General features: G+C 57.5%; 15 protein-coding genes, 1 tRNA gene and 1 pseudogene. 10 read left to right on the plus strand and 7 right to left on the minus strand.

The genetic code is table 11. The annotated features are described in order from the left end of the window. Positions 1-177: 177 nt before the first annotated feature. Positions 178-585 (plus strand): annotated as a pseudogene (locus LAP85_25280) (hypothetical protein). Between the two features lie 110 nt (positions 586-695). Here LAP85_25280 and LAP85_25285 read toward each other — a convergent pair. After that, positions 696-2,141 carry a hypothetical protein gene (locus LAP85_25285; GenBank protein ID MBZ5499727.1) on the minus strand — a complete coding sequence of 482 codons (1,446 nt, stop codon included), beginning with the start codon at positions 2,139-2,141 and terminating at the stop codon, positions 696-698. A gap of 748 nt (positions 2,142-2,889) precedes the next feature. Between LAP85_25285 and LAP85_25290 the strand changes: the two genes are divergently transcribed. Then, positions 2,890-3,660, plus strand: coding sequence for a transposase (locus tag LAP85_25290; GenBank protein MBZ5499728.1), 771 nt, complete (start codon positions 2,890-2,892; stop codon positions 3,658-3,660). Positions 3,661-3,808: 148 nt separating this feature from the next. Here LAP85_25290 and LAP85_25295 read toward each other — a convergent pair whose 3' ends face one another. The 4 genes from LAP85_25295 to LAP85_25310 all read right to left on the minus strand — a co-directional run bounded on the left by LAP85_25295 (position 3,809) and on the right by LAP85_25310 (position 6,686). Continuing rightward, on the minus strand, positions 3,809-5,008 hold the full coding sequence (locus LAP85_25295; GenBank protein ID MBZ5499729.1) for a beta-lactamase family protein: 1,200 nt from the start codon (positions 5,006-5,008) through the stop codon (positions 3,809-3,811). 174 nt (positions 5,009-5,182) lie between these two features. Beyond that, positions 5,183-5,719, minus strand: coding sequence for a hypothetical protein (locus LAP85_25300; protein ID MBZ5499730.1), 537 nt, complete (start codon positions 5,717-5,719; stop codon positions 5,183-5,185). Next, positions 5,716-6,321: an RNA polymerase sigma factor gene (locus LAP85_25305; protein ID MBZ5499731.1), complete on the minus strand. Its 606-nt coding sequence runs from the start codon at positions 6,319-6,321 to the stop codon at positions 5,716-5,718. The genes LAP85_25300 and LAP85_25305 overlap by 4 nt, the downstream gene beginning before the upstream one ends. A gap of 29 nt (positions 6,322-6,350) precedes the next feature. Beyond that, entirely contained in the window at positions 6,351-6,686 is a 336-nt protein-coding gene (locus tag LAP85_25310) for a hypothetical protein (protein ID MBZ5499732.1), read from the minus strand. 539 nt (positions 6,687-7,225) lie between these two features. On the opposite strand from LAP85_25310, the gene LAP85_25315 reads away from it, so the two are divergent. The 3 genes from LAP85_25315 (at position 7,226) to LAP85_25325 (ending at position 8,968) form a co-directional block, all read left to right on the plus strand. After that, positions 7,226-7,741, plus strand: coding sequence for a sigma-70 family RNA polymerase sigma factor (locus tag LAP85_25315; protein ID MBZ5499733.1), 516 nt, complete (start codon positions 7,226-7,228; stop codon positions 7,739-7,741). 25 nt (positions 7,742-7,766) lie between these two features. Next, positions 7,767-8,081: a hypothetical protein gene (locus tag LAP85_25320; GenBank protein ID MBZ5499734.1), complete on the plus strand. Its 315-nt coding sequence runs from the start codon at positions 7,767-7,769 to the stop codon at positions 8,079-8,081. Between the two features lie 179 nt (positions 8,082-8,260). Continuing rightward, a complete protein-coding gene (locus tag LAP85_25325) occupies positions 8,261-8,968 on the plus strand; it encodes a DUF4386 domain-containing protein (protein ID MBZ5499735.1) in 708 nt (235 codons plus the stop codon). 171 nt (positions 8,969-9,139) lie between these two features. Here LAP85_25325 and LAP85_25330 read toward each other — a convergent pair whose 3' ends face one another. Both LAP85_25330 and LAP85_25335 read right to left on the minus strand, forming a co-directional pair. Beyond that, the gene (locus LAP85_25330) at positions 9,140-10,744 is read right to left on the minus strand and encodes a hypothetical protein (protein ID MBZ5499736.1); all 1,605 of its coding nucleotides are present in this window, start codon (positions 10,742-10,744) and stop codon (positions 9,140-9,142) included. Beyond that, positions 10,741-11,199 carry a M48 family metalloprotease gene (locus LAP85_25335; protein MBZ5499737.1) on the minus strand — a complete coding sequence of 153 codons (459 nt, stop codon included), beginning with the start codon at positions 11,197-11,199 and terminating at the stop codon, positions 10,741-10,743. Before LAP85_25335 ends, LAP85_25330 begins: the two co-directional genes overlap by 4 nt. Before the next feature lie 72 nt (positions 11,200-11,271). On the opposite strand from LAP85_25335, the gene LAP85_25340 reads away from it, so the two are divergent. The 5 genes from LAP85_25340 to LAP85_25360 all read left to right on the plus strand — a co-directional run bounded on the left by LAP85_25340 (position 11,272) and on the right by LAP85_25360 (position 20,513). Then, on the plus strand, positions 11,272-11,970 hold the full coding sequence (locus tag LAP85_25340; protein ID MBZ5499738.1) for an amidase: 699 nt from the start codon (positions 11,272-11,274) through the stop codon (positions 11,968-11,970). A 907-nt stretch (positions 11,971-12,877) separates the two neighbouring features. After that, the gene (locus LAP85_25345; GenBank protein MBZ5499739.1) at positions 12,878-14,629 is read left to right on the plus strand and encodes a hypothetical protein; all 1,752 of its coding nucleotides are present in this window, start codon (positions 12,878-12,880) and stop codon (positions 14,627-14,629) included. Positions 14,630-15,076: 447 nt separating this feature from the next. After that, positions 15,077-15,153, plus strand: a tRNA-Arg gene (locus LAP85_25350). Between the two features lie 384 nt (positions 15,154-15,537). After that, the gene (locus LAP85_25355) at positions 15,538-15,678 is read left to right on the plus strand and encodes a YwbE family protein (GenBank protein MBZ5499740.1); all 141 of its coding nucleotides are present in this window, start codon (positions 15,538-15,540) and stop codon (positions 15,676-15,678) included. Between the two features lie 902 nt (positions 15,679-16,580). Then, the gene (locus tag LAP85_25360; protein MBZ5499741.1) at positions 16,581-20,513 is read left to right on the plus strand and encodes a carboxypeptidase-like regulatory domain-containing protein; all 3,933 of its coding nucleotides are present in this window, start codon (positions 16,581-16,583) and stop codon (positions 20,511-20,513) included. Positions 20,514-20,718 lie beyond the last annotated feature (205 nt).

A 20,718-nucleotide genomic window follows, 5' to 3' on the forward strand; every position in this document is an offset into this window, starting at 1 on the left:
GCAAAAAGCAGCGAGACTTTCCCACATTTCCCACAGGCCCTACTGGTCTTTCTTTTTCTGATGTCAAGACAAAAACACCCGGTAGCGAAAGCACCTTAAGAAGATCGATTTTCTGTCTAGACAATGGGGTACACCTTACACCGCCAGATCGGCATACCCGAGAAACCGGTAGATCCGGCAAATCCGGGTCAGGAAACAGCATGGGGCCCGTCGGGCACGCGCGAAAAACCGACAGGTCTAGGTATCGTCAATCTCAGGACCCGAGAGATGACAATTGCCGGTCAAACGCCATCAGGCAGCGGTTTATGGCATGTCAATGGATCCGAAGATGGCCGTTGGGCGGTCGGGGATGATTTTTCAAGGGGTATATATCTGATTGACAGGCATTCACACGAAATGATCCTGCTCTCATCCGGACATAAGGCCACTGCAGCCGATCATCCCCATCCCACTTTCAGTCCTGATGGAACAAGAATTGAAATCCAATCAGCGATGCTTTCTGAAAATAACCGCTCAATGAATATCTGTATTATCCCTGTCCCTGAAGCATGGCTTAAAAGAAAATATGATGCTCCTGTTAAATGAAGAGGAACTTGGTGACCTCTTACAGTCGACATTCATGGATGAGCATTGCTTCCATGAAACATGGAACTGCAAAGATAAGTATTACGTCCCCGGGACTCCGTCCAAGGGACTCATCGAAGGGCGGGAAGAGGCGTGATCACATTGCTGTTCCAGCTGCCTATGCTTCCGAGCACGGCGATCGGTCCATTTGAGTTTATTTTGAGGTATCCGCTACGGACTTTTTCTTCGATCAGGCTGACAAAGCGCGCCGTGGGAGACAGTGAGACATGTCTAGGAGGGCCGACGGGATGGCCCTCTGGATCGAACAACTCGATCGTGATGTCCGTTTGCACGGTGAGCAATTCGTTTGGATTGGCGATCGCATAACCTGTATAGAAAGCAGAATCGTTGATAACGAAGGGCAGCGTCGCACTGAAATAGGATGGAGCCCCGATCGGATAAAGCATCGCCGCCGTGTCGGACCCGGAGGTGATGTTGATATCGCCGATCACCTGCAACGTTCCGCCGCCTGATGCACGGATGCGAATGTACCCGGTGAGCAACGGAGGCGGGAACACCGCTACACTGACGACGCCGAAAAGGCTGAGCACATCTTCACGGAAAGCCTGCCCAGGCTTCAACGCGCGGCGTGCCGGCTGCCCGATACCTGTTCCACGATCATCTTGCGCCACCATGTCCAGGGTCACGGGCGCGTCAGCGGCATTGATAAGATTGAGTTCTGAGCGATACAGGGCAGGGCTGCCGGAAGCAAAATGACTCACCATCACCAGGCGCTCCGGGACGATTTCATCCATGCTGCAGCCGTACAGCAACCTCCGGGTGAGCGGCGTTTCGATTTGCAGCCAGGCCGCAAGTCCCGAATCGGATATGGCTTTCATGTAGCCGTGGAAAGTCCGTCCCCCCACCGGGTTCGGAGGCAGCACATCGCGAAATGCCTCAGAAACACGCAACGTGTGACTGCCATGCGCCGGGATAGAGACGGTAAGCTTACCGACGGTGAGACCGTCCAAGCCGATCAACTCGATCTGCCCGTTCGCCGCGGCACTTCCGGGATTGACCAGGCTTACCAGAGTATCCGTGTGCTCCAGTTCCATGAATCCCGTGGCAACAGCGATGTGGGGCAGGATGATCGCGGTGGACGACCGCGAAACAGGCGCCGTGGCGTCCACAATCCCGTCACGACCTGTTGTCATGTAACTCAGAAGACCCGCCTCCGAGGAGTCGATGCGAATCCATCCCTCAGTCAGTTCCGCTGGGAGGTCGAGAATCTCCCTGACAAGGGCTACGCGCTGGGATCCCGAGGGCAACGACAGGGATCCCGTCCGGGCAACCGTCCCCTCCGAGTCAGTCCATGTGACGGCCACATCATTTCTTGCGACGGATGTGTTTATCAATGACAGGCCGACGAACTCGCCGGCGTCAGACCCGAACACCGGAAACAGGCTGGTTTGGGAGGGGATGACGTCCTGTGCGTGAGGTACGGGGTGTAGCGGAGCCGTGGCAATCATGTTGCTGAGGAGCAATAGAATGAAGCTTCCTACGATAGGAATTGTCATACATCCTACCTCCAGTGCCGCGATGCGCGGGGATTTCCTCTATCATATCAGACGCGAGTCAGGCGCATAATGTTCATCGCGGGCAGGAAGGATGTGCCGGACAAACCTTCGGTCTCCTGGCAGAGGGGCTGCGGGGATATGAATCGCGTGCGGAGACAGGCTCCACCACCGCCTGTCAGCAGATGCGCGGCAACTGCTCGCCGCTGAGCATGTCGACGATACGGCCGGCGCCGATGCGGCTGCGCATTGTGACGAGTCCGGCGGGATCGGCAGTCACGGAGCCGATCAGACTGGAAACATGGGGACGTCCACCCCGTTTCCTCGTTTTGGCGCTCGGGGCATCCAGACTCCGGGGCGAAATAGAAAGGTATGGCGATAGATGCCGCAAATTTCCCAGGTTTCCTTCAGAGTGAAAAATAGCGCCCAAAATCGATCAGGCGGCATCTTCGTTTTTAGAAGTTGAAGCGCATGGCCAGCTGAATCTGGCGCGGAATCGAGGGGACTGACGACGGCAACCAAATGATCCAATGTGAATTGGGCGAATCACCGGGCCCTCGGAAGCGTTTAAATCAAAAAATCAGGCCCAAAATTTGAGAATAAGAGGAAATAATCTCTCCTCGCGCGAAACATCATGGGTGTCTGGTTAACGTGGGGGGGAAGGATCCTTGCAGCACGCGGGTCTTCTGAATAGATGAACATCGGATCCTTCCATAGGAACCCTGATTTTGATCAAAGAGGAACAAATCCGATGCCCAGATCCGCACGCATCCTCCTGCCGGGATATATCTATCATCTGACGCACCGATGTCACAACGGCAGTTTCTTTCTCCGATTCAACCTTGTGCGCGCCGAATACCGCAGAAGGCTATGGCAGTCCGTGCGGCAATTTGAGATCCGGATGTTGAACTATTGCATCACTTCGAATCATACGCATCTGTTGTTGGTTGCGGTGCGGCCAAACAGGATCAGCGAAATGATGAGGCATCTCGAAGGAGAATTTGCTTCAAGCTACAACCGCAGGAAAGGAAAGAGCGGAACCTTTTGGAGTGAGCGCTATCACAGCACCCTGATTGAAGACGGCGACCATCTTTGGAACTGCATGAACTACATAGATCTGAACATGGTGCGCGCGAGTGTGGTGGGTCACCCCAGGGATTGGCTTTGGTGCGGTTATCAGGAGATTATGGGCTTTCGACAACGCTATCGTATCTTGGATCTTGAAGGGTTAGTGCACCTTGGGGGAGTGACCGATCAATGCAGATTCGCTGAATGGTACGATGCCAGGCTCGCAGAGAGGTTAAAGTCCGGGAGCCTGCAGCGCGAGCCCGTTTGGACCGAGAGTATTGCCGTCGGGAGCGAAGGATTCGTACTACGGATCGCAGCACTGATGAGGGATCGAAAGAAACTGGAAACTATCAGATGGGGCGAAACCTGCTGGTCTGTGCGGGAGCAGGTTGGATGCTATGCTATCAGGCAAGATTCTGGAGACCTTCCGCTCGGAGGGCCGATGCAGCCTTAGACTGAAAAAACAGCCTCGAAAATTGAAGCTAACGTCCCTCTGGAACGAGTGCTTTTAGACTTTCCCTATATTTTTTCGGCACTTATCGTCGTCAGTCCCCCATCCCCATCCCGCATCCCCCATCCCCACGCTGTAAATCTTGCCGGTCCTAACGGTTCGTCTGGACCTCACTGCACTTGCCGCCGGGGCACTGGGCGGCAATGAGCATGCGAAGAATCGCGTCGTATTCAGATTGTGTGACGGACCGGTTCCGTTGTCCATGAGCCGATCTCTGGCTGGTGTCCGTCTTGTGCGCGACTACCATGTCGAGCTTCGGGATAACCGTGATGTACTGCCCGCCGGCTCCAATACCCGTAAATGCACCCTCAAATGGACCGGGGGAATTGGGAGCATCCCACACCCACCACATGCAGCCATATCCCCAACGGTTTCCGGATCCCAACGATCGGTAACCGGGCGGGTTCATTTCGTTCAAGGGGGTCACGAGGCTCGAAATCCGCTTCACCCAAGCGCGCGACGCGACCTGATTTTCGCTCCATTGGCCGCCGCGCAACATCAGAAGCCCTACTCGGGCCATGTCGCGCACGGAAAGAAAAATGTGATATGCCATGTGCTGCGACCGAGTGGCGTCACCGCTCTTCCGCTGCGCCGAGCGATTGAAGTCCTCCATGCCGATCGGTTTGGCCAGCTCGGTTTCCAGGACATCATAGATGTCCTCGCCGGTGAGTTTCTCAAATACCGCCCCGGCCGCGTTGAAGTCCCAATTGTTGTAGAGATAATAGGTGCCGGGTTTCTGAGATCCTCGAGGCGGAGCGCTGGCGGTGCTGTCGCCGCTGTTGGAGGCCGGGTGATAGACTCCGGAGCGCGCCGTGATCAGATTCTCGACGGTGGCTTGGAGTTCCTGGGGGAGCAATCCGCCGACGTCTGTGATGCCGATCTCTCCAAGGGTCTTGCTGAGCTGGATGGTCCCGTTTTCGACATATTTCCCATACATGATGGCCAGCAGGCTCTTGCGCACGGATGCCAGGTAACTCAGGTGAGTCATGTCGCCATATTCAAAAAGCGACTTGCCACCAACCGACACCATCATCGATGTGGTATCCAGCGAACCGACCCATGCCCGCAGCGCGTTCAAGCGCTCCGACGAATAGCCGATCGACTCCGGCTTCTCGATCTTGTCCCAGGTTTTCCCGGGGAAAACAGGCTGGGCGGAAGCCTGGCCCGGCTTCAATTGGGCGTAGGCGACCGTTCCAGAATTGATTTGGGAGGACAGCAAAACCACGAAGAAGAGCAACCCTGCCCGGAGAAATAATCCTCCGGCACGGCACATCCGGATACCTGTTCGCATCCTGTTTTCTCCTTTGTTTTGTGCGTTTTTATCCTCCTATTCAACAAGAATCAAGCGAGAAGTGGATTGATCCGTAGACTGCGCTTCTGGATTCGCCATAAGGACTGCCGATAGTCCCGGATTGCCTTTTGGCGCCATGTAAGGGCCCGCGCTTTTGATTTTTCGCAAACTCGATCATTCATTCCAGGCCCCGTTCCGGCTGACGCTGCCAGGACCGAACAGTGGCACGATAAGACCAGTGACGTAGATGAGGAGACCAACCGCCAGGACCAGGAAGGCCGGAAATGCTCCTGGCATGTGGATGATGTCCATCGTCGCTCCGCCGATCCTTGACGAGGTGAGATCAATCTGAGCACGTCCGTCAACCAACCAGTACGCAAGTACACCGAGGCTGGCGGCAAGTCCCGTCAGTGCCGCTGCCAACGAAAAGCGCTCCTGCTTGATCACCGCCGATACGGAATCAGCCCCAGAGAGGGGCGCAACTGCGCGACCTTGGAGTGCTATGCGCTCAAGAATGGCTGCTTCGAGTCCTGCGGGCAGCGGCGGCTCAGGCAGTCGCGACAACTGAAGGTCCAGTGCCTTCGATGATGTCACGACAGGTGTGCACTTTCTGCAATTCCTCGCGTGGCGTTCCGCGGCCTCGAGTTGAGCCCGTGGATATTCTGCGAGAGGCAGCGCATTCATTAGCGCGCGAACCTGTTTGCATGTCATGTGGATTCCTCCTGATGGTTTGCGCCGGCGTCGTCCAGGGTTCGGCGCAGCCGCTGCCGTGCGCGAAACAGTAATGTTTTCACTGTGCCGCTTGTCACGCCGAGCGCGCGAGCTATGTCACGCACCTTCATCTCATCACGGTAGTAGAGGATGACCGCGGTGCGCTCACCGGAAGGGAGCCCTGCCACAGATCCCCACAGATGCCGGCCGCGCTCGTCGATGATGAGCTCATCAAGCACATCGGTGGTTGTGGCAGGCCCGTGGATCGGCTCGAGCGCAGCCGGTTCGTGCATCCTGACGCGTGCGTGGCGCTTCAGCCAGTTCTGTGCCAGCCGAACCACAATGGTCGCGATCCAGGGATAGAACGGGCGATGCTCATCGTATTGATCCAGATGTGTGAAGGCGCGAAGGAAGGCATCTTGCGTCACTTCCTCGGCTCCCGAACGGTGTCGGACCATCATCAGGGCAAGACCGAAGACCCGCCCCTGGTACAATTCTACCAGCCGGCCATACGCTTCCCGATCGCCCAGGCGGACTGCGCGTACGGCCGCGACTGCAACCCCCGTCTCCGGCGCCACGGCTGTAGTCCGGCCTTCCTTCATGCTGAACCGATCCTCAGAAGCGCTTACGCTCATGCCTGCGGCTGATCGCCGTCATCAACGAGCCCGAGCCCCATCGAAGTGTAGGCAACCTTTCGCGCGCCGTAGAAGAACGGGATGACCCCGACGAGCAGGAATGGAGATAAGATAAGCCCGAGCAGACAAATGACCAGGCCCTTGAGGGCGAGATCAACGGCGTCCCGCTTCTCCGCGTCGGAACGCGGTGCGGCGCGCAGATAGGCGCCGAGTGTGGCATAACCAGCCTGCCGCGCTTTGCGCCGGAGCATCATCCAGATCATGAGGACCAGGCCGATGACGATCGCGGCAATCACGACCACGAACCCGTTCATGAGGATATTGTTTATCATGAGACATGCTCCTTTCCGTTGTACCATTCAGTGAGCCGGTGCGTCTCCATCGGCCCGTGATTTCCACTTCTATCATGTATACAACGTACGCCTTGCGCCGGTTGACAAGAAAAATCGGCGAGCCGGCACAGCAGAGGCGACACTGAGAATTTCGCGCTGTCCAAATTAGCTATAAAACCGGCATAAGCGCCGCGTAAAGACTTGAAAACAAATCAGTGTGGAATTCGGTCCGCATCGAGGTTACCTGCCGGGATTTCGGCCCTTCGGGCCTCCATTGAGGCTCCCGTGAGTATATCGGTGCCTGGTTATCCTGTCCCTGCGTGCATGCAAGAAACGACATTACAAAAAAGGACAGGATAACCAGGCACCGGGATTATGTCGGCATTCAGGCGCAGAACGCGGAAGCCATGGCAACCAATCCTGGCATGGACCCGATTTTCGATGCACCATCGCTCGGAAACACCGTCCGCGGAGTAGCGCCGCATTCCTCATACTAAAAACGCGCGGGCAGCGTCAATAATACCGAAGGGTAACGAAAGATGCTAAAACAGGTCGAGAAGGCGTACCGGGCGGAGCGGGAACACATGCTCCGCTACGCCGAGCGCCACGTGAATCGCGAAGAGGCCGAAGATATCCTCCACGACGTGTTCTTCAACGCGCTGCGCTCCCTCGACAGCATGGAGCCTATCCACAACGTGGCCGCGTGGCTCTTCACGGCGCTCAAGAACCGGATCACGGACTGGTATCGCAACAAGCAGCGGCGCAAGGGGATCACCGCGTCCCCGTCCGAAAGACTCCTCGACGAGGTGGTGGACGAGCGCGAGCTCTCGCCGCTCGAATCCCTCTGGCGCGCGGCGCTCGAGGACGAACTCGAACTCGCGCTCGGAGAGCTTCCGGCGCCGGAGCGCGAGGTCATCGAGCGGAACGTGTTCCGGGGCGAGACCTTCGAGGCCATGGCCAAAGCGACCGGCACGTCCATCAACACGCTCTTGGGACGCAAGCGCTACGCGATCAAACGGCTCCGCGCGGCGCTCGAGGAATATCTGGAAAATTGATCGCCCGAAGGGCAGGGAGGTAAGTATGCTCAAAAAATTCAAGGAATTGCGGCTTCCGGTCAAGATCCTCATCGTATCAGGCATGATTGCGATGGCGGCGGGCTTCACGTTCCTTTACGGACTTGTCGTGATGCTGCTCTGGAACTGGCTCATGCCGGACATTTTCAGTCTGTCGAGGATTGATTACTGGCACGCGTGGGGGGTGGTGCTGCTTTCCCACATCCTCTTCAAGTCATGGGGTGGGCGACATTGGGGACCGAAGCGCCATATGGGCCGCAGCCGATTCGGGCGCGACTCAGGCGAGGGTGAGAAAGAACCCGCGCCCACCGGCGAAGCGTAACGAATGGCGCTCGTGTTCCGCTCCGCCCTCCCGGCCTGTTTCCGCATCTTTCGTTCAACGATGGAAGGAGCAGGCCAGCGCAGCGGAGGAACGGCGATCGTAGCGCGCCATGCACCCTTGATTCAATCGCCCGCTAAAGAGGTAAAGAGTATGAGCACAGTTCAGGAGGAAGACCCGATATGACAGTCCGTACTATAGAACCGGCACAACATACCGCTGCCAAAGTCGCCGGCTTCATTTACCTGTTCACGACGTTTATCTCGGTCTTTGGGGTGTTCTATGTGCGCGGTCAGCTGATCGTCAGCGGTGATGCTGTGCAGACCGCCAGGAACATTGTGGCATCCGAACGGTTCTTTCGCATCGGCACTGTCTGCGATGTGATCGGGTTCGTGGGTGTCTTATTGGTCGTGGCTCTTTACGTCGTGCTCAAGCCCATTAACAGGCACGTGGCCTTGTTTGCGGCGTTCTGCCGGCTCGGCGAATGCTTTGTTATTGCGGTGATCACCGTGAACGACTTTGCAGCCTTGTCGCTCCTGAGCGGCGCCGATTACTTGCGCGCGTTTGACACGCAGCAGTTGCAGGCGCTGGCGTACACGTTCCTCCGCGTGCACACGGCCGGATATCAAATCGGGATCGTATTTTTCGCAGTGGGATCGACCGTGTTTGCCTGGCTGTGGTTCAAGTCGCGCTACATCCCTCGAGGACTGGCCGCTTTGGGAATCTTCTCGTCGTTGGTGATGGCAATCCTCATGTTGGCCTTTATGGTGTTCCCCGGTTTGACGACCGTCGTGACTCCCGCCTACTATGGACCACCGGGCTTTATCTTCGAAGTCGGTCTGGGCCTTTGGCTGCTTGTCAAGGGAATACAAGCACCGATTATCGAGTAACGACCGCTACTGGGAGCCACCGCACGAAATGGACTCCTGTGCACGCTGGGCGCAGCCGAGTCATCGATTGTGTCGCCGCACCGGAGATGACCTTGACGGGCCGTTCATCAAGGATGCAATCACTGTCTCGCCGATTCCGGTCCGGTGATGAGCCACTTGGGAGTAACATTTTCAACGCGGCGGGCGATGATTTAGCTTGCGTGATAACTCCGGGCAATAAGGGACGCCTGTCCCCGGTTCCTTAACAGCGATGGTGTATGCGGTGTGGTCTTCCGTCAGCACGAATAACCGGCGGCCATCGTCGCTGAAGCGTGCGAAAACCACGCGCGAGGAGAACGTCATTTCGTCCCGCTTCTCCATCTGCGGCAGCGAATAGAGAGTCACCTCGCCGGGATTGTTCTGCACGAACACCGTAGACCCGTCTTTGGACACTTCCATCGGCGTGCCGAACGCATGTCCGAGCTGCTTTCCCGTCGCCAGCGAATACACCAGTGTACGGTTCTGGTTGTCGCGCATCACGATATTGTCGCCCACCGTCACGATGGACTGCACCCGGAGGCTCCCGTTGCCGAGATCGATCAGGAGGTTGCCACGCGGTTTCCCGCTGGCGAAGTCGACCACCTCGGCCACATCCACGTTTTCCCTCCCCGTCTTCATGGCGCTGAACTGGGCGTTCAGGTCGGGGTTGGCATCCAGGATTTTGCGACCGCCCTCGCCGTTGAGATGCCAGAAGAAGGCGAGCGTGTTGTGGCGCCCTTCGGCCTGTATTCGGTCGGGCTCACTTTTGGGAAACGAACGCGACCACAGCTCTTTGACGCTCCTGGCTTCATAGATGACGATGCTGGAGGCATTCCTGGCTTTCGTGGCCTCGAGCCAGCCGACGAGGTATGGCCCGTACTGTGCCACGCGCGCGGCGGTGATCGTGGTCTGGACCGGCATCTTCCCCTGCGGGACCGTCGTGGCATCCTTCTTTGCCGTCGAGGCGCCGGCCGGAGGCTCGATGCCGACGAGCGGGTCGACCCTCATGCTGGCCGCGTTGACACGCACGATCGCGCGTTGCACCTTGTCTTCCTTCGGGGAATCCAGGTAGGCGCACTGGTCGGCGTCGAGATAGGCCCCGCGGAAGCCGCGCACGAAGGTCTTGCGTTGTCCGCTCTTCAGGTCCCAGAGCGCGCCGCGCGTCCGCTGCGAGATCGCGAGCAGCCCGAAATCTGCCGACACTTCAGCCGCCCGCAATTGCCCCAGCGGCCCGGTCGGGATCATAACCGCATTCACCGGACCCTGGGTGTCGAACCTGTACAGGCCCAGTTCGCCGCTTTTGCGTTCGCTGAGAAAATATCCATCGTAGATGTCGAAACCGGCAGTCTGATTGGCCAGCACAAGCTTGTTTTCCTTCACGTTGAAGATGCCGACCGGGGCGTTCGCGATCGGCCGTACCACGAAGTAACCGTCTCCATGGGTCGCCGCGATCAACGTCCCCGCCCCGAGCTTCAGCCTGGCGACCACCTGGCCCTGCGGGAATGTGACGATGGCCGATTCCCTTGAGTTGTCCATGTTGAGGCCGAGGATGCGATCGTTGCCCAGAAACGAGAAGGATTCGCCGATGCGGTCGCGAACCGCACCCGGGATCGAGAACGTCGTAAATTTCGTCAGGTCCAGCGCCACATAGGTGTCGCCCCTCGCCACCAGCAGGCAGCGGACGTCAGGGGAAAACTGAATCTGGAAAAAGTGTCGGTTGCTCTCCGGGCTGAGCAGTCCCGCGAGCACGAAACTCATGGAGTCGAGAGCGCTGCAGAGACCGCGCGTTCCGAATCGCGGCTCACGATGTGCCCGAATTCATGCGCCAGGACGCCGGCCAGTTCGTCCTCGGTGCGCGCAAACGACACGAGCTTGCGCGAGAGCAGCACGCGAGCGCCGGGGAAGGTGAAGGCGTTCAGTTCGGGCAGATCGATCATCGCCACCCGCACTTTGCCCACGCCCGACACCTCGGCCATGCGGTCAGCGATGTTCTGCAGATACTCGTTCAGGGCCGGGTCGCCCACCAGTTTGAACTCGCGTGAAACCTGCTGCATCACGATGCCGCCCAGCATTTCGGCCTGCTCCGGCGTGAAGATGTTGGCTTCGCGCGAGGCCGCGGCCACCTGGGGCATGGGACAGGGCTGTTGCCGCGGCGCAGCGAAAGTCGGCGGGAAATGCAGGCACAGGACCAGAAAGGCCTGGAATAACGTCATGGCGATCGTTCCTCGCTTTCTGGGGGAAACCCAGTATAGTCCACCCCCGGCGCTGTCGCAACGGAACAGAGAATTCCGTCATATGTTCCGCGCTTTCGCGCTGATCGAGGGACGGCAGGAGCGAACACTGCACCCTCCTCATCGGCATCGGATCGGCGCTGGGCCTGGCTCATTTTGTCGCCCGCTTCCTCTTTTGACGTGACCGCCGGCGTCCAGGGCTTGCGCGTCGGCTATGTCCCGATATGGATAGCGGCGCCGCCGGCGTCGGAGGTGGACCGGGCGGCGCTCGAGACCGCAAAGCGCGCCGGGATGGTCCCCGTCGAGGTGTCGCTCCCCGATTGGGCTTACGTCTCCCTGGGCATCATTCTTTTTGCCGAGGCTGCCGCCGCATTCGAGGAGCTCACCCTTTCCCATGGCGCCGAGGCCCTCAAGATGCAGGTGCCCGATGCCTGGCCCAACATTTTTCGTCAGGCGCGCTTTTTATCGGCCGTCGATTTCGTCCAGGCTGACCGGTTGCGTCGCAAGGTCACCCAGGAAATGGCGCGCATTTTTGCGGGCGTCGACCTGCTGTTCGTCCCTTCGCTGCGCGACGAGATCCTCACCATCACAAATTTCACAGGGCACTCGTCCCTGAAGCTGCGCGCGGGCTTCGTCGAGGTGGAGAAGGCGCGCAGTGATTGGGCGCCGGATCCGGCACACCCGCTCCCGACTATCTCGCCAAAGCGACGTGTGCCCCACGGGATCACATTGATCGCTCGGCTCTTTGATTAGGGGTTGCTCGAACGTGCCGGCATCGCCCTGGAGCGCGAGTTCGGTGTGGCCGCCGGACGCCCGCCCGGCTCTTGAGAGGTGGCCGAACCGGCCATTTACTATTCACGGCAGTCAGGAATATAATTGATCAATAATTACAATGCCGAAGGTATGGACGCTTCGGTGTGACACGCATCGACTCCACTGGAGTTTTTGTTTCCTCTATCTTCGATGGGGAGGCATTGCCATGAAGCGACACTCTGCAGGAATGCGGTTACTTCTATTGCTTTGGATCGCCCTCCTGACACACCAGCCGGCAAGTTCAAAATCTTGGGCCAGTGCCGGCCCGCAGGATCGGCAGAGTGGCGCTACTCCTGCCAATGCCTCCGGCGGCAATGCCACTACTCTCTATTTCCCGAGACTAGTTGCTGGAAAATCGGTCGTCCCGTATCCGGACCACATTTGGACAAGTTGCGGGCTGCGGGGTAACGTGAGTGCCCTGGCCATCGCCCCTTCCAATCCCAATATCTTGTATGCTGCCATTGCTTCCGGGAACGAGGATGTCACGGCAAACAGAGTTTTTAAAAGCACGGATGGGGGAAGGAGCTGGACTCCGATACTCGAGCGGAGTGTAGCTACGGCTCTGAGCGTGCACCCGTTAAATCCCGAAATCGTTTTTGCCGTGATTCAGACTCCGCCTTCATGGGAGATGGTTCTCATTCGGAGCACAGATGGCGGCACAACGTGGGATCGGATTGGGCATTGGAATTACTGCAGCTCCCTCCAAATCCATCCTGCGGATGGCAATATCGTAGATTTTCTTGCAGGAGATACCCTTTACAGAAGTCGGGATGGTGGCACCACCTGGATCGATAATGGCGTTGATCTCTGTTTGGCTTGATGGTCTATCGACTGCAGTCTGCAGTCATTGGCCGTTGATCCTCAGAATCCCGACATCATGTATGCTGCTGCGGGGGATAATCTGTTCAAGAGCGCCAATGGCGGCCTGAACTGGTCGGCGCCCTCAAAATTGTTCGCCATGCCACATGCTCTGGCGGTCGTGCCGCAGCATCGCTACACGCTGTTGGCTGCCACAGGTTCCGGAATCTACCGCAGTACCAGTGATGGAAGCTTATGGATGCCGGCCGAGGGTGGCAGCGGTAGCGCCAACATCTTTGCGCTCGATCCGATCAGCCCCGATGACATCTACGCCGTGCTCAACGCCCAGGTGGTCCGGAGCACAGATGGCGGAGTCACCTGGAGCCCGATGGGGACGGGATCCGACGATTCGGAATTCGCCACGGTGCTTGCTACCCATCGGCAGAATCCCGGAGTGGTCTATGCCGGCACCGACCGAGGATTGTACGTCAGTTCAGACAGCGATCCCAGCGAAGCCACAGGGGTCGGCATCGTCAACCTGGACGCCACTGATGCAGAACTGGCTTTCACCGCTTATGGAGTTGATGGCACACCCATTTCCGGAAGCGGCATTACCAATCCCGCGACTCGGACTCTAAAGGCGGGCGCGCAGGTTTCGATCCTGGATGTCGAACTTTGGGGGGAAGGCCTCGCGGCAGCTCAGCCTGTAGGCTGGTTCGAGGTTGAAAGCAGTGCCAGAATCGACGGCTTCTTCCTGACGTTCAACAGGAGCCTCTCGACCATTGACGGAGCAGGTGCTTTTTCGAAAACTCTTCGATCCTGGCTGTTCACTGAAATCACGCCCGGCGGTTCCACCCAAATTCACGTGGCCAATCCGAATCTCGAAACCGCGAACGTGCGTTTCGAACTGGTGGATCCAGGCGGCATCACACGCGGCGAATGCGCGCGCAGTATTCCACCCAAGGGTGCACTGGCGGAACCGCTCACGTCGCTTTTCCCCGAGCTTGTCTGTTCTCCTTCCGATTATCTGAGGGTCCGGTCCGATCAGCCCGTGGTTCCATACGAAAACATGGGCAAAGTGTCGCAGTTCATAGCGGGTCTGGACGGGCAGGATTCGTCCGGCGGCGCGGCCTCGCTCTTCTGTCCCCAGTACGTCACCGGCGGGCAGGACTGGAGCACGACACTCACGATTGTCAACCCGTCAGACCAGGAGGCAACCGCCGAATTGCGCTTCATCGGCGACGACGGCGCTCAGGTTGGATCTGCGCGCACGGTGACAATTCCAGGTAAGGGGAAAACCTACATCGACGACCCGAAGTTTTTCGTGGCGGCCGGCTCTGTCCAGGTCCAGGGATATGTGGCAATCAGGAGCTCAGGGCCCGCTGGGGCTCCACTCATCGGCAGCGCGACGTTTGGCGATCCGGCCAGGAGAACGTTAGGTTCCGCTCTTCCCTTGGTGCAGACACTCACGAGTGATTTGGTGTTCAGCCAGGTTGCGTCGAACGCGACGTGGTGGACAGGTGTTACGATTGTAAATCCTGGCGACAACGCGGCCACGCTGAAGATGCAGCTCTTCGATAAGACCGGCTCTGCGATACGTTCCAGAACCCTGGTGATCCCACCCGGGCAGCGCATCTCGAAGCTTTTGACCGAGCAGGAGTACTTCAAGGACATTCTGGGCTTGGACATCAACTCGGGGTACATCCGCGTTTCAGGCGACCAGGGGGTGGCCGCGTTCGCCGCCTTCGGCACCCACCGCATGTCGGCGGTGGCCGCCGTGCCCGCCCAAGTGGTCCGATAAACGTTCTCGCCCAACCCTTTTTCGCCTGGTGGCAGGTAGAGGTCGGACCCAATGCCGTCAACTTAAGTATGCGACGGGGACTGACGACGGCAACTGCTTGAATGCGCTTGTGGAACCGCACTTCAGATGCCTCTTTGAGGGGCGTAGAATCAAAATTGCGGGCCCATTTTTCAAGCTAAGGCCCGCGCCCGACGCATCAGAATGATTCCCGACAACACGGCTCCCACTCTCCCGAGCTGTTGAGATTAGTCACGCATAGTCATCCGCCTTACAGGCAATAATCAAGCCTGTTTTCTTGCTGTAAGCGTAAGTCTTGAGGGTGAAAAGTTGTCGAAATATTATCTGATCAGCACCTTGCCGTCGTCAGTCCCCGGTTCCCCGGTTCCCAGGTCAAATTTGGGGTTGCGAAGAGACATTCGGTCCTGTAAGTTATTGCAGCTAAAGGATGCGCCCGTAGCTCAGCTGGATAGAGCGTTTGACTACGAATCAAAAGGCCGCAAGTTCGAGTCTTGCCGGGCGCACCATAAAGCCTTTTGAATTCCACTATTTAACGGGCTGTTCCTCTTCCTCATTTTGTTCCTCATTTTCGTGGTGATCACCCTCGGTGACTAGCCGCTTCCGGGGCACCGACCTTTGAGCTGCCTTCGTTTTGCCCTCCAGGACGTGAATCAAGCCACCGTTCTCGCCCAGGATAATATTTTCCCGTCTCAGCGAGAACACTTCTCCCGGTCTCATTCCAGTCCCGAGCATGATTGCGGCAGCGTCCTTCCACGGCTGGGGACACTGTTCGAGGTACTGGATGGTGCGACGCAAGGGCAGCAATAGGAAGAGCAAGGCCCCGAGAAGATGTAGTGTGGAAGGGTCCTACCGTCCCTTTCTAATAAAAGGGACAATCGCAAAAGGAACATATGGACGGAAGGAATCGAGCGGATATCAAACCTGGAGCGCACGTGCGAATTGTTCAAAAAAAGGATCAACGCTCCGGTAAAATAACTGAGGGAATTGTCGCAGACATCCTGACGAAGCTCCATTGCAACAATTATTATTAGTAATTTCTTATGTTAGCTGACTAGATATTTAAATGATTTTAATATACGTGGCTTTGGGCTGGTACGCCCAGCCGTTAATGCGGAATCACGGGCAGAGATGTGATGCAATTATAAGGACTGTGATAGGAAATCGCCTATTGTCAACGTCGGGGGGGGCGTGGCCCCATTCTTGGAAGTGGAGTATACATATCATTAGTAAAAACTTATATATGTTTCTTGGCGTCATTTGATTTATCCAATGCGTGGCCGGTCAAAAAATCCCACCTTAAGTATCAATAAGCATTTAGCAATGAATCTGCGTGCGTTGGAAACCGCTAGACAGTGCCAGCTGTCATGCGTTGTATGGAATCTCACAACCCTCGTATTTATTAACGTTTTCGGCTGCGGGGATTTTCCAAACTCCGGCGTGCGAGGTTGAAAACATTAATATCTTTCGATGAAGTATCCAGGAGAATTAGAGCGGCTCAACAAAAGTCCTTGTCATGTGAAGTGAAGAGGGTTTATGATGGCGTCAAATCGTTAAGTTGACACCTTGGGTGGCAGTTACGCCCGAACAGTACACGAAGGGGATGCATACTTGTTTTTTGGGGATTTCGAAGCCGCCATCCTGTTGTTACCGCGGGTTCCCCCCTGACAGATCCGCAGATTGTGCAGCCCGATGTCTGTGGCGCGGGCACGCTGCTGTGGCGAGAGACTGGCCTCGGGCCGGCGCCAAAGTCAGGACGGCTGTGCCGCATGTGCGGGCCAGCCGTCACGGCTGATCCTAATGGATCCATGGCGGTCGCGGGCAGTGACGGGATCAACCGATTTCTTCTGCCTGCATTTCGGGAGAAAATTTGTGGGAGCGGGACTTCGCAGTCGCGCACTTCCGAGGAACAATGTTTCTAAGTTGAGGAACCCTTATGAAAAAAATTGCATTCAGAATGGTTATGGCATTGCTGCTGATCGCGTCGGTCAGTGCGCTGTGCCACGCCCAGGTCGCAACGAGCTCCTCGCTCGTCGGGACAGTTAAGGACCAGTCCGGCGGGTTCATTCCGGGCGCGGACGTTTTGGTCAAGAACAATAATACAGGTGCGGAGTACAAGGCCGTTACCGGTGAGGACGGTGTATTTCATATTCCCGCCCTGAGCCCTGGCACATACACGGCGACCGTGACCGTGCCGAACTTCAAGCAGGCGATCGTCAAGGACATCGTGCTGACCGCAGGCAACCCCGGTGCGATTACGGTAACCCTCCAGGTGGGCGGTACTAACGAAGTGGTGACCGTGCAGGCGAACGCCGAAATTGTGCAGTCGCAGACGGCCACCATCACGACGACAATGAACGTCAGCCAGATATCCAGCCTGCCGCTGTCTACCCGCAGCGCGCTGGACTTTCTCGTCAACCTGCCGGGCGTGAACACGACGAGCAGTGCTCGCAACGCTACCGTCATGGGCCTGCCCAACGCCACCATCAACATCACCATCGATGGCACCAACACGCAGGATAACTACCTCAAGGGCAGTATCGGCGGCGACGGCATGTTCAGCATGATCATGCCGCGCATCGACTCCGTCGAGGAAATGACGGTTTCCACGGCCACGCCGGGGTCGGAATCATCCGGTCAGGGCGCCGTCCAGATCAAGTTTGTCACCCGCTCGGGAAACAACGACTACCACGGGAGCTTTTACGAATATCATCAAAACTCGTGGCTCAATGCCAACACCTGGGCCAACAACCGCGACAAGGCCCCCGCTTACAACGGCACGGGCGTGCCCTGCACGGCTGCTCAAATGGCCAACGAGTTCGATAAGTGCAAGGCGGCGCGCAACAAGCTGATCCTCAATCAGTACGGCGGCCGCTTCGGCGGGCCTATTTCGGTCCCGAAGTGGCTCTTTGGGCCCTTGGGTTTCAGCGGCAAGGATCGCGCTTTCTTCTTCGTCAACTATGAAGAACTGCGTCAGCCGGCACAGGTGACGCGCACGCGCACCATTTTCAATCCGTTGGTCGATCAGGGCATTTTCCCCTACACGGTGGGAAGTACTGTCCAGCAGGTAAATCTATTTACGCTGGCGGCGGCCAACGGGCAGACTGCCACGTGGGACCCGACCATCCAGAAACTGCTGGGGGACATCCGTAATGTCTCACAACAGATCGGGAGCACGAAACAGCAGACCAATCCCGCGTTGATGGATTACGTATTCGTCAACCGTGCCCCGAGTAAGCGCAAGTCTCCGGTGGTGCGCGGGGATTTCAACATCACGAGCAAACAGCGCGTCGAGTTGAGCTGGTATTTCAATCAATACCCCCAGACCGTCGATATCACCAACAGCGTGGATCCGGCCTATCCGACATTCCCGAATTTCGGCACCCAGGGCGGTAACCGCTTTTCAGGTTCTGTGGCATTGCGTTCGACCCTTACGCCCAGGATCGTGAATGAGGCGCGCTTCGGGTTCATCGGCGGCGGCACGCTCTTTTGGCCCGACGTCAATGCCGGCCAGTTTGCGACATCAGGGATAGGCAACCAGGACGGCTTCGCCCTCAGCCTCAGCCCCATTAGCAATGCTTATATTGCTAATGGACCGGAGCGCCGCAATACGCCGAACGAATCCATCAACGACACACTGAGCTGGTCCAAGGGATCACACAACATCAGCATTGGCGGCTCGTTTACCAATGTTGCGCTGTGGATCCAGGACTTCACCTACACCGTGCCGAGTATCAGCTTTGGGGTGAACACCAGCTATGATCCGGCGCGGTTCATGTTCGATGCCACCAACGGACCGAAGAACTTCCAGGGCTCCTCCCCTACGCAGTACACTCAGGCCCAGCAGATCTACGCGCTCATGACCGGACGCGTCACCGCCATTAACGGCAATGCGTACCTGAATGAGGCCTCCAACCAGTACGCCTACAACGGAGACTTCACGCGTCGCGGCCACATGCGTGAGATTGGGGCGTTTGTGTCCGACTCCTGGCGTCTTCGCCCGGGCTTTACCTTGAATTACGGCGTCCGTTGGGAAGGACAGCTGCCTTTTGTCCCGCTCAACAACGTGTACACCTTCAATACCATCCAGGACCTCTGGGGGCTTTCCGGAGTGGGCAACCTATTCAAGCCCGGCACCCTGACAGGGACGGCCCCGACTTACAAGCAATACGTAGCGGGATCTCCTGCCTATAACACCAGCTATAAAGGTTTCGCTCCGAGCGTGGGCTTTGCCTGGACCCCGAAAGGGGAGGGCTTCCTGAAGCGCATCATGGGCGATAGCGGACAGACCGTGCTCCGCGGCGGTTTCTCGCTTGCTTACAACCGCAACGGGATGTATGAGTACGACACCATGTTTTCCGGCAACGTCGGGCCGAGCATCAGTGCCACGCGCAACGTCAACAACGGCAATCTGGTCAGCGGCGTTGGTAGCGACACCTGGCCGCTCCTGTTCAGCCAGAAGAGCCGCCTTGGGCCACCTTCGTTTCCAACCACGCCGACGTATCCGCTGTCAGGGTCGTCGCCATCGGATCAGGTCAATGTTTTCGATCCCGGTCTGAAGATACCTTACACCCTGTCCTGGAGCTTCGGCGTCCAGCGGGAGATCACCAAGGACATGGTCATCGAGGTGCGCTATGCTGCCTCGCGCAATCTCCAGGCTTGGAACTATCGCAATCTCAACGAAACGGTTCTCGTCGAAAACGGCTTCCTAAGTGAGTTCAAGCTGGCGATGGCAAACCTGAAGGCAAATCAGGCTGCCGGCAAGGGGAACACTTTTGCCTATACCGGGGCGGCCGGCACTTCGCCGTTGCCGATCACGCTGGCTTACTTCTCGGGGATTTCGGCGTCACAGGCCGGAGATACGACCAAGTACAACTCTTCCAACTTCGGCAGCAGCACATTCACGACTTATCTGGCACAGTTCAACCCGAATCCGGGTTCCTACGCCAGCGCTCTGTACGGTAACGCAACCTATCGCACCAATGCAACCAATGCCGGATTGCCTGTCAATGAATTCCAGGTCAATCCGACCGTCTCCTCGGGCGGTGCCTACATTATGACCAATGGCGGTCGCAACTACTATGATTCCATGGTGGTGGAGCTGCGCCGCCGCTTGTCCAGGGGATTGCTGGTACAGGCCAGCTACGTCTGGGCCAAAAATCTTGATCTGAACCGCGTATCGTTCCGTTCGGATTATGTGAAAACCATAGGCACGACCCTGCCGCATACCTTCAAGGTCAACTGGATTTATGAGCTGCCGTTGGGCAGCGGCAAAATGCTGCTTGGCGGCAGCCACGGCGTGCTCGACCGCGTGATCGGCGGCTGGCAGTTCATGGGTGTCAGCCGCTGGCAGAGCGGCACCCGGCTGGCCCTCGGCAATGTCAGGCTGGTCGGCATGACGCTCGACGACGTGCGCAATCTCGCCGGGCTGCGCTTCGATGATGTAAACAGGCAGCTGTATTACTTCCCTGCGGACGTCATCGCCAACACAATCGCGGCCTATAACGTCAGCGCAACCTCATCGACCGGCTACAGCCCCGCTTACGGTGTCCCCACCGGTCGCTATTTTGCGCCGGCAAACAGCAACTACTCGGTCGACGGCTGCCTCCAGGTCGTCACCGGAGACTGTGCACCGTACAGCAACTATATCCGGGGCCCGAGGTTCATCAACTTCGATTTGAGTCTGGTGAAGCAAATCCGGTTCACCGAATCGAAGAACTTCGAGATCCGCGCCGAGATGTTGAATGCCTTTAACTATGTGACCTTCAACGCCGCCATGTGCGCCAGCAGCAGCGCGTCATGCGGCCAGTTCTCAGGCACTCAGAGCGGCCCGCGCAACATTCAGGCCGTCCTACGCTTCAACTTCTAACCCACACACAGGAGAGGAACGCGGCCCCGCCGTGTTCCTCTCCTTCTTCTCCTTCCCCCTTCGATTCTACTTCAGCCCAAATTGACTTAAATGTAGTAAACCCTCGCTAACATACTGGAACACAGGATCTGTCGCGAAACAGGGTCCTGGACGTGGGCGTGGATTGGGGTGAAGCCACTCACGTAGGGCGATACGATAACACGAT

This window comes from Terriglobia bacterium (assembly GCA_020072565.1).
Classification (GTDB): Bacteria; Acidobacteriota; UBA6911; order UBA6911; family UBA6911; genus JAFNAG01.